Source organism: Rhodococcus sp. NPDC078407 (assembly GCF_044542515.1).
Taxonomy (GTDB): domain Bacteria; phylum Actinomycetota; class Actinomycetes; order Mycobacteriales; family Mycobacteriaceae; genus Rhodococcoides.
On record NZ_JBITUQ010000030.1, the window covers coordinates 51,627 to 64,643 of the forward strand.

The following is a 13,017-nucleotide window of genomic DNA, read 5'->3' on the forward strand; positions in this document are numbered from 1 at the left end:
GAGTGGTTCGATGACCGGCGTGGCCGGTGTCCAGCACATGGGTCACTGGGGCATGTTCCGGGCCGAGTCCGACGGACGTGAGGTCACTGCGGTTCATCCTCAGGTCACCGATCGAAATCCTTCTCCGGTACTGGGCAACATCGTCGGTTCGGTGACCCATCGCTCCCGTGTCACCTCACCGGCTGTGCGTAGGGGCTGGCTCGAGCACGGGCCTGGTCCGACCGACAAGCGCGGCAGCGACGAGTTCGTCGACGTCTCCTGGGACGAGCTCACCGACCTTCTGGCGGGCGAACTACGCAGAGTAGTGGACACATTCGGCAACAGCGCCATCTATGGTGGGTCCTACGGTTGGGCGAGTGCCGGACGTTTTCATCACGCACAGAGTCAGGTGCATCGCTTCCTCAACTGCATCGGCGGCTACACGAGGTCGGTACACAGCTACTCCCTGGGGGCAACCGGCGTCATCATGCCGCACGTTCTCGGTGCGCATTGGAAGATGTTCTCGCGCTCCACATCCTGGAATGTGATGGCTGCGCACACCGAGCTTCTGGTCGCATTCGGGGGAGTTCCGGTGAAGAACACCGGCATCAATCACGGCGGCACGTCCGATCATCCGACCGCCGGCTCGCTCGACGCGATGCGCGGCCGTGGCGGGCAGATCGTGACGGTGAGTCCGCTGCGCGACGACATGAACGGCGACGCGCGATGGATCGCCCCACGCCCCGGTACCGACGTGGCGATGATGCTGGCCCTGGCCTACGTACTCGCTCACGAAAATCTGCACGACACAGCATTTCTGGACAAGTACTGCGAAGGCTATCCGGAGTTCGAAAAATATCTGCTCGGCACCACGGACGGTATTCCGAAGAATCCGCGCTGGGCGTCGGCGATCTGCGGCGTCGACGCCGGAGTGATCGCGGATCTCGCACGGGAGATGGCGTCGAAACGCACGATGGTCACCGTCACGTGGTCCCTGCAACGTACTCGGCACGGCGAACAGGCCCCGTGGATGGGGATCACGTTGGCCGCGATGCTGGGCCAGATCGGTGTGCCGGGTGGGGGATTCGGACACGGCTACGGCTCGATGAACGAACCCGGGCTGGCTCCGGTGCCGTATCCGTTGCCGACCCTGCCGCAGGGCGTCAACCCAATTCCCGACCTGATTCCGGTCGCGGCGGTCTCGGACATGCTTCTCGATCCCGGCGGTGAGTTCGATTACGACGGTAGGCGATTGACCTATCCCGACATCAAGATCGTCTATTGGGCGGGCGGAAATCCTTTTCACCACCACCAGGATCTGGGACGGCTACGCCGCGCTCTCGGCAGAACCGACACCGTGGTGGTGCACGACCCGTACTGGACACCGATGGCCAAGCACGCCGACATCGTGGTCCCGTCGACCACGTCGTTGGAGCGGTCGGATCTGAGCTGCACGCGCAACAATCCCTTGTTGGTTGCGATGGAACCGGCAGCCGCGCGATTCGCCGACTCCCGCGACGACTACGACACGTTCGCCGAGTTGGCCACGAAACTCGGTGTGGGCGAGCAGTTCACCGAAGGGCGTAGCTCGCAGCAGTGGCTCGAGCACATGTACGAGCAGTGGCGCGGATATCTGCGCGCGGGCGGCGTCTCGACCCCGGAGTTCGAGGACTTTCGGCGTGCGGGATCGTTCCGGATGCAGACCGAGGACGATCTGACGTTCTTCCAAGACTTCCGAACCGATCCGGTCGGGAACGCACTCCGCACCCCGAGTGGCAAGATCGAGATCTACTCGACGACGGTGGCGGGATTCGACTACGACGACTGCCGTGGGCATCCGATGTGGTTCGAGCCGCACGAGTGGCTCGGTGGACAGCGGGCCGAACACTTTCCGTTGCACCTGATCGCCAATCAGCCGCGCACCCGGCTGCACAGTCAGCTCGATCACGGTGCGGTGAGCCGTAACTCGAAGATTCAGGGGCGCGAGCCGATACGCATGCACCCGTCGGCGGCCGCGGCCAGGGCAGTCGCGGACGGTGACATCGTACGGGTGTTCAACGATCGCGGCTCGTGCCTGGCCGGAGTGGTTCTGGACGACGCGATGCTGGAGTCGATCGTGCAGCTGTCCACGGGAGCCTGGTACGACCCACTCGATCCGGCCGACCCTGATTCGATGTGCAAGCACGGCAGTGTGAACGTGCTGACCGCAGACCAGGGGTCGTCCTCGCTGTCGCGCGGCTGCACCGGCCAGCACGTGTTGGTGGAGATCGAACGCTACGACGAGCCACTGCCGCCGATCACAGCGTTCGATCCGCCTGTTCGATCAGGGGTCAGAACACGACCCGGGAAATGATCTCTGCGACGAGAGCCGGCTTGTCCTCGCCCTCGATCTGCAACGTTCCCGCCGTCACCATCTGTAGTGCCCCGCCGGATACCTCGTCGACGGAGACGAGAGTGGTCTGCAGGCGCACGTGGGATCCGACCTTCACCGGGTTGATGAAGCGAACCTTGTTGGAGCCGTAGTTGATCCCGAGCTTGGTGTTCTCGATGGTGTAGATCTGCCAGTTGAGCATCGACACCAGAGACAGGCTCAGGAATCCGTGGGCGATGGGCGCGCCGAACGGGCTTTCCTTCTTCGCCCGCTCGACGTCGACGTGGATCCACTGATGATCGCCGGTGGCGTCGGCGAAGGTGTTCACCCGTTCCTGGGTGATCTGCAACCAATCGCTCGTGCCGAGGTCTTCACCGACGGCGGCTTTGATCTGCTCTGGTGAGGTGAAAGTGCGCATGCTCACAGTATGGCTCGAGCGGTGCCGATCAGGATGCAGGCTTGAGCGTCAACGAGATCGAGTTGATGCAGTAGCGCTGGTCGGTCGGCGTCGGGTAGCCCTCGCCCTCGAAGACGTGGCCGAGGTGGCTGTGGCAGTTGCGGCAGATCACCTCGACGCGGCGCATTCCCAGTGTGCTGTCTTCCTTCAGGAGAACGGCGTCGCTGTCGGCCGGGTCGAAGAAGGACGGCCAGCCGCAGTGCGACTCGAACTTCTCGGTGCTGCGAAACAGCTCGGCCCCGCAGGCGCGGCACTCGTAGATGCCTTCGGTGGTGGTGTCGGTGTATTCGCCGACGCCGGGGCGCTCGGTGCCTGCCTGCCGCAGAACCGCGTACTCCTCGGGGGTCAGCTTCTCTCGCCACTGTGCGTCGGTGAGCTGGACGGCGGGAGCGGAGTTGTTGTCGGTTGCTGAACTCATGCTCTCACGCTAATACGATTTGTCGGGCTATGCCGTTTTTGCTGGTGGAGCGCTCGGCAGCAGGTAATTCGGCTCGATTCCGTCGTCCAGTCGTCCTTCGCTTCGAGCGGCGAAATAGCGTCCGACGAGAACACCGAAGATGACGACGATCAGCAGCGCCCACCCGAACGTGGTCCGGAGGTAATCCAGGGCACGGCCGGTTTCGATCCAGCGCCCGGACAGCCATCGGTCATAGTTCATGAACCCGTAGATCGCGAGCCAGGCGGGCCAGTTTCGCAGCAGCGAATTCTTCAGCACGACGGTCATGAGCAGCGGGAACAGCATCATGGAGTAGTACATCTGGCCCAGGGAGCCCAACAGCCAGTGCGCGGTGAGAATCAAGCCCGACGTGGTCGCGAAGAAGAACAGACGGTCTTCGCGGCAGTACCGGTAGAGCAACCACAGCGAGATCAGGACCATGATTCCCAGGACCGCGCGGATTCCGAGCGTGAGAAGTTCGGGAACGCCGTAGTAGCGGCCGTTGCCGACGACGGCGCTGTTGAAGTAGTCGCGAGTCTGCAGCAGGTACGGCAGCGTCCGATCGATGAAGTTCATCGGATCCACCGACAGCGGCCAGGCGATGGCCATCATCACGACGGGGATCGCGATCGAGGTGATGAAGACCTTCCACTGACGTGTCATCAACGGAAGTAGCAGCAAGGGCGCGAGCATCGGTTTTATTGCCAGTGTCAGACCCATGGCGACGCCCGCCGACAGGTCTTTGCGCTGGAGGAGGAACCCGAGGAAGGCCACCTCGCCGAGAAGGACGAAGCCGTTGAAGTTGGTGAACACCAATGTGTTGGTGACTGTTTCGCTGACGAAAGCGGCCAGCAGGAGAGCCGGAGCCGCAACCGAATCGAGCCGAAAGCCGAAGATGCGCAGCAGAATGTACAGCGCCAGCAGAATGGCTATGGTGCTGGCGATGATGAACAGCCAGCGGGACCGCTCGGGGTCGATGACGGCGATGGGGGAGAGCAGCATCGTCGCGCTCGGTTGATACAGATAGTGCGGATCGACGGAGTCGAAGTTCGCCGTGTACACCGGCTGACGGTTGAGGAATGCCAGGGCGGCGTTGTACACCGGGGTGAAATCGTTGGTGATGTCTCCGTTGACCGCTTTGATGACCACCCGCTGGATCACGGTCATGATGGCGATGGGCCAGAGGGCGTACTTGATTACCTCGGCGGTGGTCCGCCCCGTACGCGGCTCCAGAAAGCTAAGTGACACCCGGGAACGGTACCCGAGGCGATGCGTAACCAGAGCAAGGACACCCCGCGTCGGAATCCGGTACCGGGGTCAGGCGGGACAGACCGTGCCGTCGATCGGAAGCGCGGTGTCGCGTGCATAGTTCACCGCTGCGCTCTGCAGACATTGTGATCCGCCGAGGCTCGGGTGCCCGCTGCCTTGCCACGCCGCCGAGGCCACGGCCGCGCCGGTGGCCCCTACCAACCCGGTGACCGAAGCCAGCCCTGCGTTGCCGACGATCGGGTCGCCCGCGTTCGACAGGACCAATACCGGGACTTCCAACGAGGTGGGCAGAGGAATCGACGGAGCCGTCGGCCAGGACGAGCAGAGCAGGGCAGACAGCGCGGCGTCGGTGCCGTAGACCGGATATCTTTCGGCCCACTGCTCCGACAGATCGCGGACGCCCTGCGGCGACGGCCACTGCTGCCCGTCCGTGCAGCGGGAGACGAATTGACCGTCGGTGCCGTATGCGTTTCGACCTCGTTCGGCGAGGGCGGACAGCGCGGTGGTGTCGGACCCGGCCGCGGTGGACAGGGTGTTCGACAGACCGTTGGCCCGAGACGACGCGTCGCCTGCTGTCGACGCCAGGGCGAAGGTGATGCCGTCGAGAATTTCGTGGGTGGACAGCGGTGCGAACTCGCCACCGGCGGCGCGTCGGAGCAGCTGCGCCACCGCGGCCGTCGGATCACTCCCGAGTGAGCAGTTCAGTGCGACGCACCGTTGTGCGAACGCCGCGAAAGCGGCTTCCTTGCCCTGGGTTCGTTGCTCGGCCAGCGTGATCTGATCGGCGTTGACCCCCGGCGGGGAGTCGAGAATCAGACGCGAAATGTTGCCGGGAAACTTCGCTGCGTAGGCCACAGCGGTGAGCGCGCCGTTACCGGATCCGATCAAGGCGATCTGCTCGACACCCCAGAGCTGTCGGAGTCGGTCGAGATCGTCGGCGGCGTAGGTGGTTCCGAATGCGAGCTCCTGCGGCTGCAGAGTGTCGGTGCACTCGATCGTGGCATCACGTCCCGCGTCGACGGCTCGGTCGACTGCGTCGCCATCGGACCTGGTGAACTGCCCCAACGTGTCCACGGCAGACTTGGTAGGAATTTGGACCGTGTCGTCGATGCAGTCCACCGCGGTGGATCGGCCGATGCCGCGTCGATCCACCGCGACGACGGGATGCGCCGCAAGCAGTGTCGACAGCGGTCCGGCGGCCATGGTGGCCAACGTGGCGGTCGAGGATCGGTCCGAACCGGACGTGAACACCAGTGGGCCCGCATCGGTGGGCGTCGTGTCGAGCCGGGCTCGCAGGGCTCCGACAGCGAAAGTGCCGAACATCTGTCCGCTCGCATCGACGTCGGCTTCGTACTCCGCGCATTCGAGTGTCAAACCGGGAGTGGTGGAGGTGAGCCCGTACGTCCCGAGTGTCGCTGCGGTGCAGTCGGCCCAGGCCAAGTCCGTGGTCGGAACGGCGATCGCGACCGGCTTCGGCGGCGCGTCCGCCTCGGACTCGGCCGGCTGACCGGGCGATCGCTGCTCCACCGCGACGTCCGGTCGGAACGACGGACCGGCACCACAGGCCGCGCAGGTCGTGGCGAGGACGAGGACGGCGGCGAGCAACGTACGTTTCTGCGTCACCGTGCGAGGCTATCGACTTTTCGGTCTGGGCCGCGCCGCGCGTCCAGCGAACTCGTCATCGCTGCGTGAATCGAAGGCCGCTCATGTCCGGCGCACCCAGCGGGTGAGCAGCGTCCCGTCCGCGTCGCCGAGAACATGAGCCCTGTGCATCGACGTGTCTGCTGCAGAGGCGGCGTGGGCGATTCGGCCCGCTTCTCCGGACACCAGTATCGGCGAGATCGTCAGACACAGATCGTCCGCAGCTCCGTCGGAGACGAGCTGGCCGAACAGGCCGGGGCCACCCTCGCACAGGATACGAAGAAGGCCGAGTTCGGCCAGAGAGTCGACGATATCTGTCGTGCTCACCGATTCCCCGGACACCTCGATGACTGTTGCCCCTGCAGCACGAAGCGCGGCCAGCTTCGCGCCGTCGGCGGCCGACGAGGTCACCACGACGGGCTTGACCTCGGTGTCGGTGAGCAATCGAGAATCCGCCTCGATCGAACCGGAGGCGGTCACCACGACGATCGTCGGGATCGGTGCCAGTCCACTCGCCACCCGCCGTGCCGTCGATTCGGTGGACAGGGCGACTCCGCCGTAGTTCTCTGCGCGAGCGGTTCCGGCACCGACGAGGACGGCGTCGCACAGTTCACGCAGAATGCCGAACAACTGGGAATCCGCTGGGGTGCCGAGGCCCGCCGACTTACCGTTCGCGGTGACCGACCCGTCGATGCTCGCGACGAAGTTGGTGCGGATCCACGGGCGGTCCAGGTCCGCCGGGTAGGCGTACAGGGCTCGGAGGGCGTCGTCGTCGAGTGTCGATCCGACCGGAGGCTCGGTGCCCTGCACGGATGTGAAGTAGGTCCCAATATCGAGAAGCTGCATGAGACAGATCAGACCACGTCGTTACCCTCGACCAATGCCCGCACGCCTTGTCGACCGAAATCCCGTGGTCCCGTCCGATCAGCTGATCGCGCAGATGGTTCCGCCGGCGATGTTCGACGACGTCAGCTTCTCCTCGTACATTCCCGATCCCAAGGAGCCGACGCAGGCTGCCGCGGTCGCGAAGGCCGAGGAATTCGCGAACAAGGTGCAGAAGATCCGCGGCAAAGGCAAGCGCGGTCTCTTCGGGAAGAAGACTCCGGCCATCGGAGCGGGCCTCTACCTCGACGGCGGCTTCGGCGTCGGCAAGACTCACCTGCTTGCGTCGATCTACCACAGCGTTGTCGATCCCAAGGCGTTCGGCACCTTCGTCGAACTCACCCACGTGGTCGGAGCCCTCGGCTTCAACAAGGCACTCGAGGAGCTCTCGGGCCACAGCGTCCTGTGCATCGACGAGTTCGAGCTCGACGACCCGGGCGACACGATGCTGGTCTCACGGCTGCTGTCCGAGCTGTCTCAGCGCGGAGTGTCCATCGTCGCCACGTCGAACACTCTGCCCGGTCAGCTCGGTGAAGGCCGCTTCGCTGCGGAGGATTTCCTGCGGGAGATCAAGAAGCTCGGTTCGATCTTCGAGTCGGTCCGCGTCGACGGACCCGATTACCGACACCGCGATCTGCCTCCGGCCCCCGAACCCACGTCGGAGTCCGAGCTCGTCGAGCGCGCGGAGACAGTCGACGGCGCAACCCTGGACGATTTCGACGAGCTGCTGAAGCATCTGAGCACGCTGCACCCCTCGCGATACGGCAAGTTGCTCGACGGTGTTCCTGCGGTGTTCCTGAAGAACGTGCACCCGGCATCGGATCAGGCCATTGCCCTGCGCCTGGTTGTTCTTGCCGACCGCCTGTACGACGCGGGCATCCCGGTGACGGCCTCGGGCGGCAAGCTCGACGAGCTCTTCAGCGAGGAAATGCTTGCCGGCGGGTACCGCAAGAAGTACCTGCGCGCCACATCCCGTCTGCTGGCCCTGTCGCGTTTCGCTGCCGTCGGCTGACCTGCCTCACCGCCTTGTCGGGCTAGAGCTGCACCTGCATCACGTAGTCGTCGTGCGTCTGCACACCGACGACGAACGTCTTGGTGCCGACGATATCGAATCCGTGTTTCGTGTAGAACTTCTGTGCCCGCTCGTTCTGCTGGTTGACCCCCAACCACGCTCCGGCGCAGCCTCGACGGCGCGCACTGTCCAGCGCCACTGTCATCAAGCGTGTCGCGACTCCGCCACCGTGCTCGGTGGGTCGAACGTACAGTTTGCTGACCTCGGCGGTCGGTTCGTGAGAGAGAAGTGCACGGATACCGGCGTCGCTCGGGGTGCCGGCGACGAGCATCGCGTAACCGAGTAGTTCGGCGTCGCCCGTTTCGTCCACCAGAACAGTCCTGTCGAGGTCTGCGACGTAGCTCTCGAAGTTACCGGCCGACAACACCGTCGAGACGAAGTGCGAGATATCTTCGGGACGAGTCCCCGGTGGGCACGCAAGTGGAAAAGTCAGTGCGGCCAAGTCGGCCACTCGGTGTGCATCCGCCGAGCGCGCCTCACGAACGGTCACAGCTTATCGACGGCGTTCTTGGCGTCCCGCAACGACAGGCCGGTTCGATCACGTAGCAGCTTGATCGCCGCAATCGCTTTGCCCTCCGACTTGAGTGCCGTCAGCCGGGGGAGTAGGTCGTCCCAGCGCACGGGTCCGGAACTCGCAGCATCGAGAATGGTCGACGGGGCAGGAAACTGTGCCCCACGTTGCATCGCCTCGATCGCGTTCTTGGCATCGAGCAATCCGGCACCCGTTCGCTCGCGAAACACCTTGATTGCCTGAACCTTCTTGTTGGCGGACAACAGTTGGTGAATCTCTGCGCGCGCACCGTCGTCCAGACCGACCAACGTCACGTTCCGCGATGTGGCACGGGAGGCTTCCGGCTTACGGCGGGCGAGAAACCACGCCGCGAGTACGGCAGCGTCGATGAGGACCAGCGCAACGATGAACCATCCCCAGGTTGGCATAGCTCAGTACACCACTTCAGCGAGACGGGTCGAAGGGCGGGACGACGACCGAGGGATCGGACGGCGAGGTGCCGAACAGCGAGACGGCCGCCTCGAGTGTTCGACGAGCTGCGTCGTATTTCGCCGGAGCGAGATCATGGCCGGCACCGTCGATGTCGACGAGCAAGGTGGGCGCGGGAACCAGGGCGAATGCCGCCTCGAGTTCCGCGGTGGTCGCGAACGGATCCTTCGTGCCGTGCAGCACGACGGTGGGGGTCCGAAGGGCCGGCAGATGTTCGGTACGAAGCCTGTCGGGCTTGCCCGGTGGGTGCAGGGGATAGGACGTAAGCACCAGGCCGTTCACCAGGCCCGGCTGCTCCGACGCGATCATCGACCCCTGCCTGCCGCCGTAGGAGTGCCCTCCGAATGCAATGAATCCCGTCGTTTCCGCGCGCAGACGTTCGACGGCCGCGGCGATCCCCAGCCGATCGTCCTCGGACCGAGACGGATGCGGCGGCCCCTTCGCCTTACGCACGCGAAACGGAAGGTCGAACCGCAACACGGTGAACCCGGCCGCCGCCCACTCCGCCGCAATTTGCTGCAGCATAACCGAATTGCAGTTGCCGCCCGCCCCGTGCGTCAGGGCAAGACCTCCGCGTGACGGTATGCGCGACGTGTGAAGAAACGCGACGCCCCCGCCGAGATCGACTTCGGCGGGGGCGTCGGGACCATCGAGTTCAGGCATCGTGCGAGGAGGCTACCTTTTTCTCGGTGTCGGCGTGATCCGCGTCCGCAGAGCCGTCGGAGTCCTGGTCGTCGGTGGAGACCATCTCACCGTTGTCGTCGACCATCTCCGCGAAGGCGATGCCGGCAACGGTGCCGTTGGTACCAGGAAGGGCCACGGTGGGGCGAGCGCCGGGTCGATAGCGCTCGTCGAGGCCCTCGACGGACTTCTTGGCCTCCTCCAGGGTGGCATCGTCGACTGTGGGTTCGCTTTGAGCATCGTCCGACACGTGAGTGTCCTTCCGTCGAAGTGTGTGCGTCGTCTCCACTGTGCACTGCTATGGCGTGAATCACCACCTTCTGTTCCGTGGATATGCACGAAGACCCGTCGGAAACCCCTGATCGACAGCGCAACCCGAACACGTCGCGACAACTCTGGGCAGCGAACTCTCGCCAGAAACGGACGAATGCCGCACACTCATCTCACGCTTGCGCACCAGAAGGAATTCATGGACGACTCGGTACTGATCTCGACGTTTCTGCCCATCGCCCTCGCGGTCATCATGTTCGGACTCGGCCTGTCTCTGACCGTCGACGATTTTCGGCGTACGGCGCGCACGCCGAGGGCCGTTGTCGTCGCCCTGGCTCTTCAAATCTTGGTGCTACCGGTTCTCGCCTTCGGGCTGATACTGCTGTTCGACCTACCGCCATTGCTTGCGGTCGGTGTGATGCTGCTGGCCGCCTCGCCGGGCGGAACCACCGCAAATCTGTTCTCGCACCTGTTCCGTGGGGACGTCGCACTCAACATCACCCTGACTGCGGTCAATTCGGTGCTGGCGGCCGTCACCATTCCCGTCATCACCAACTTCGCCATCGCCTACTTCGATGCCGACGGCGAATTGGGCCTACAGTTCGGCAAAATCGCGCAGGTCATAGCTATCGTCTTGATTCCGGTGGCATTCGGAATGCTCGTGCGCAGTCGCTCGCTGGCGTTTGCCGAACGTGCGGATCGACCGGTACGGATCTTCTCCATCGTCATCTTGGTGTTGGTGGCGGTCGGCGCCCTCATCGGCGAGCGATCCAACGTTGTCGGTTACCTCGAACAGGTCGGATTGGTGACGGGGTTGTTCTGCCTCGCAAGCCTCGCCATCGGCTACGGTGCTGCGCGACTGCTGAAGATGGGTGAGCCGCAGTCCATCGCGATCTCGATGGAAATCGGAATTCACAACACCACCGTGGCCCTCACGGTCGCGTTGAGCGTGCTCGAGAGCACCGAAGTAGCGATACCGGCCGCCGTCTACTCATTCCTCATGTACGCACTGGCCACAGCATTCGGCTATCTGGTCACCGGACGGACCCGCGCACAGGTCTCGTCATGAGGTAGGGCAGCACAGATAGCAGGGACATCGACGCAGAAAAGTCAGGCCCCCTCGAAAGGGGGCCTGACTTTGTCGAACTGTGGTGCGCGATACTGGGATTGAACCAGAATCTATGCGGTGAGGCGATAATTCGTCTGACCAGGGTAAGAAGTCCTTTGACCTGGCGATGAATGAAACAGTAGCGCATGACACTTGTGGACACAAGCGCACTCTGGGTTACTCTGTTATTGCATGTTTATTGCATGAACTGAGGAGGAGTCGTGGCTGGTCGGACGCGGAGAAGCTTCGGGCGTCTGCGGCAGGTGAAACCGTCATTGCGTTGGCAGGCTTCGTATGTGGGGCCGGATGGGTTGTTGCACAACGCTCCTTCGACGTTTCAGGCGAAGGATGATGCTGAGGCGTGGTTGACGGATAGGCGTCGGGAGATCGACCGCAATCTGTGGTCGCCTCGGGCGGGTCAGGCTGATGAGCCGTTGGTGACCTTGGGGGAGTTTGCTGAGGCGTGGGTGGCTCAGCGGGACTTGAAGACGAGAACCCGTGAGCACTATCGGAAATTGCTTGACGTGTATGTGCTCCCCACGTTCGGTGATGTTGATCTGAAGGTGATCGAGCCGGCGTCTGTGCGTCGTTGGTGGGCTACGTGTGCGATCGGTAAGCCGACGATCAGGGCGCATTCTTACGGGCTGCTGAAGTCGATTTTGACGACGGCTGCGGGGGATGGGCTGATTGTGTCGAATCCGTGCACGATTGTCGGTGCGGGAAGTTCTAAGCGGGTTATCAAGATTCGGCCGGCGTCCTTGTCTGAGCTGGAGACGTTGGTTGCTGCGATGCCGAAGCAGTATCAGGCCATGACGTTGTTGGCGGCGTGGTGTGCGTTGCGGTTCGGTGAGTTGACCGAGTTGCGGAGGATGGATCTCGACTTCGCTGAGAACGTGGTGAAGGTTCGTAGGGGTGCGGTGCGGGTTGATGGCGGAAAGTTTGAGGTGACGACTCCGAAGTCGGATGCGGGTGTTCGTGATGTGGCGATTCCGCCTCACCTGCTGCCGGCGTTGACGACGCATCTGGATGACCATGTTGGGTTCGCGAAGAACGCGCTGCTGTTTCCCGCAGCGCATGGCGGACATCTTGCACCGTCCTCGTTGTACCGCCACTTCTACAAAGCGCGGGCTCTGGCAGGGCGTGACGATCTGCGTTGGCACGACTTGAGGCATACGGGCGCTGTGCTGGCTGCAAGTACGGGTGCGACCTTGGCTGAGTTGATGGGGCGGCTGGGTCATTCGACGCCTCAGGCTGCGATGCGCTATCAGCACAGGGCTGGTGGGCGGGATCGAGCTATCGCTGATGCTCTGAGTGAGTTGGTCACGCCTGGACAGGGGCTTGCGCAATCAGACTAGCTGTGATTTGATGTTGCGACTCGGTTCGAATACCTGTTCGACTGAGTGGTTTGAGACTGTAAGCGACTAGAAATCCACGTATGGGCCGCTCTGTGAGCCGCCTGGATGTCGCGCCCGTCCATACCGTTGAGCGCGCAAGATTTGCGCCGCTCCGGCATGCGTTTTTCACGGGAGTGTTCAATTTGTCTACACGTCGACTGATCTCTATTTCTGCTGCTGCGGCCGAGTTGGGTGTGTGCGATCGGACGATCCGCCGCTATCTGGCGTCGGGCCGGTTGAAGGGTTACCGCGTGGGTGGTCGGATGATTCGGGTGGATGCCGCGCAACTTGATATGGCCTTGTCGCCTATCGGTGTTCAGGGTTAAACGGGCCATCCGGTTGCGCAGAAATGTGCCCGACCGTGTCGACGGTCTCGTAATTCCCCAGGGGTAGTTGTCACGTAATTCCCCAGGTCCGGAGCTGCTGTGGTGAGGATATCGGTGACGGGCTCGGTTGT

14 protein-coding genes are annotated in these 13,017 nt (G+C 63.3%); 5 read left to right on the forward strand and 9 right to left on the reverse strand.

The window, feature by feature from the left end; translation table 11 throughout:
- Positions 1-10: 10 nt before the first annotated feature.
- The gene (locus ACIGGF_RS22770) at positions 11-2,332 is read left to right on the forward strand and encodes a molybdopterin-dependent oxidoreductase (protein WP_397523422.1); all 2,322 of its coding nucleotides are present in this window, start codon (positions 11-13) and stop codon (positions 2,330-2,332) included.
- On the opposite strand, the gene ACIGGF_RS22775 is transcribed toward ACIGGF_RS22770, so the two are convergent.
- The 5 genes from ACIGGF_RS22775 to ACIGGF_RS22795 all read right to left on the reverse strand — a co-directional run bounded on the left by ACIGGF_RS22775 (position 2,310) and on the right by ACIGGF_RS22795 (position 6,999).
- Complete coding sequence (locus ACIGGF_RS22775) at positions 2,310-2,768, reverse strand: MaoC family dehydratase (RefSeq protein ID WP_397523423.1); 459 nt, start codon at positions 2,766-2,768, stop codon at positions 2,310-2,312. The two genes, ACIGGF_RS22770 and ACIGGF_RS22775, sit on opposite strands and share 23 nt — an antisense overlap.
- Positions 2,769-2,796: 28 nt before the next feature.
- A complete protein-coding gene (gene msrB / locus ACIGGF_RS22780; RefSeq protein ID WP_397523424.1) occupies positions 2,797-3,225 on the reverse strand; it encodes a peptide-methionine (R)-S-oxide reductase MsrB in 429 nt (142 codons plus the stop codon).
- Positions 3,226-3,252: 27 nt separating this feature from the next.
- A complete protein-coding gene (locus ACIGGF_RS22785) occupies positions 3,253-4,491 on the reverse strand; it encodes a glycosyltransferase family 87 protein (RefSeq protein ID WP_397523425.1) in 1,239 nt (412 codons plus the stop codon).
- Between the two features lie 69 nt (positions 4,492-4,560).
- Entirely contained in the window at positions 4,561-6,135 is a 1,575-nt protein-coding gene (locus ACIGGF_RS22790; RefSeq protein WP_397523426.1) for an alpha/beta fold hydrolase, read from the reverse strand.
- An 81-nt stretch (positions 6,136-6,216) separates the two neighbouring features.
- Positions 6,217-6,999 (reverse strand): pyrimidine reductase family protein, encoded by a 783-nt coding sequence (locus tag ACIGGF_RS22795; RefSeq protein ID WP_397523427.1) that lies wholly within the window; start codon positions 6,997-6,999, stop codon positions 6,217-6,219.
- Positions 7,000-7,033: 34 nt separating this feature from the next.
- Between ACIGGF_RS22795 and zapE the strand changes: the two genes are divergently transcribed.
- Positions 7,034-8,047, forward strand: a complete 1,014-nt coding sequence (zapE, locus tag ACIGGF_RS22800; protein WP_397523428.1) for a cell division protein ZapE — start codon at positions 7,034-7,036, stop codon at positions 8,045-8,047.
- A gap of 22 nt (positions 8,048-8,069) precedes the next feature.
- Here the strand turns inward: zapE and ACIGGF_RS22805 are convergent, their stop codons facing one another.
- The 4 genes from ACIGGF_RS22805 to ACIGGF_RS22820 are packed head-to-tail and all read right to left on the reverse strand — an operon-like array spanning position 8,070 to position 10,038.
- Positions 8,070-8,597: a GNAT family N-acetyltransferase gene (locus ACIGGF_RS22805; RefSeq protein ID WP_397523429.1), complete on the reverse strand. Its 528-nt coding sequence runs from the start codon at positions 8,595-8,597 to the stop codon at positions 8,070-8,072.
- A complete protein-coding gene (locus ACIGGF_RS22810) occupies positions 8,594-9,046 on the reverse strand; it encodes a hypothetical protein (protein WP_397523430.1) in 453 nt (150 codons plus the stop codon). Before ACIGGF_RS22810 ends, ACIGGF_RS22805 begins: the two co-directional genes overlap by 4 nt.
- Positions 9,047-9,062: 16 nt before the next feature.
- Positions 9,063-9,770, reverse strand: a complete 708-nt coding sequence (locus ACIGGF_RS22815; protein ID WP_397523431.1) for an alpha/beta family hydrolase — start codon at positions 9,768-9,770, stop codon at positions 9,063-9,065.
- Entirely contained in the window at positions 9,763-10,038 is a 276-nt protein-coding gene (locus tag ACIGGF_RS22820) for a hypothetical protein (protein WP_397523432.1), read from the reverse strand. Before ACIGGF_RS22820 ends, ACIGGF_RS22815 begins: the two co-directional genes overlap by 8 nt.
- A 177-nt stretch (positions 10,039-10,215) precedes the next feature.
- On the opposite strand from ACIGGF_RS22820, the gene ACIGGF_RS22825 reads away from it, so the two are divergent.
- From ACIGGF_RS22825 to ACIGGF_RS22835, 3 genes are all read left to right on the forward strand, one after another.
- The gene (locus tag ACIGGF_RS22825) at positions 10,216-11,127 is read left to right on the forward strand and encodes a bile acid:sodium symporter family protein (protein WP_397523433.1); all 912 of its coding nucleotides are present in this window, start codon (positions 10,216-10,218) and stop codon (positions 11,125-11,127) included.
- A gap of 260 nt (positions 11,128-11,387) precedes the next feature.
- Positions 11,388-12,521, forward strand: coding sequence for a tyrosine-type recombinase/integrase (locus ACIGGF_RS22830; protein WP_397523434.1), 1,134 nt, complete (start codon positions 11,388-11,390; stop codon positions 12,519-12,521).
- An 80-nt stretch (positions 12,522-12,601) separates the two neighbouring features.
- Complete coding sequence (locus ACIGGF_RS22835; RefSeq protein WP_397523435.1) at positions 12,602-12,886, forward strand: helix-turn-helix transcriptional regulator; 285 nt, start codon at positions 12,602-12,604, stop codon at positions 12,884-12,886.
- The last annotated feature ends 131 nt before the right edge of the window (positions 12,887-13,017 follow it).

Coding starts and splice junctions, on each gene's coding strand:
- ACIGGF_RS22770 (WP_397523422.1), top strand. CDS start 11: ATGACCGGCGTGGCCGGTGTCCAGCACATGGGTCACTGGGGCATGTTC.
- ACIGGF_RS22775 (WP_397523423.1), bottom strand. CDS start 2,768: ATGCGCACTTTCACCTCACCAGAGCAGATCAAAGCCGCCGTCGGTGAA.
- msrB (WP_397523424.1), bottom strand. CDS start 3,225: ATGAGTTCAGCAACCGACAACAACTCCGCTCCCGCCGTCCAGCTCACC.
- ACIGGF_RS22795 (WP_397523427.1), bottom strand. CDS start 6,999: ATGCAGCTTCTCGATATTGGGACCTACTTCACATCCGTGCAGGGCACC.
- zapE (WP_397523428.1), top strand. CDS start 7,034: ATGCCCGCACGCCTTGTCGACCGAAATCCCGTGGTCCCGTCCGATCAG.
- ACIGGF_RS22810 (WP_397523430.1), bottom strand. CDS start 9,046: ATGCCAACCTGGGGATGGTTCATCGTTGCGCTGGTCCTCATCGACGCT.
- ACIGGF_RS22815 (WP_397523431.1), bottom strand. CDS start 9,770: ATGCCTGAACTCGATGGTCCCGACGCCCCCGCCGAAGTCGATCTCGGC.
- ACIGGF_RS22825 (WP_397523433.1), top strand. CDS start 10,216: ATGCCGCACACTCATCTCACGCTTGCGCACCAGAAGGAATTCATGGAC.
- ACIGGF_RS22835 (WP_397523435.1), top strand. CDS start 12,602: ATGGGCCGCTCTGTGAGCCGCCTGGATGTCGCGCCCGTCCATACCGTT.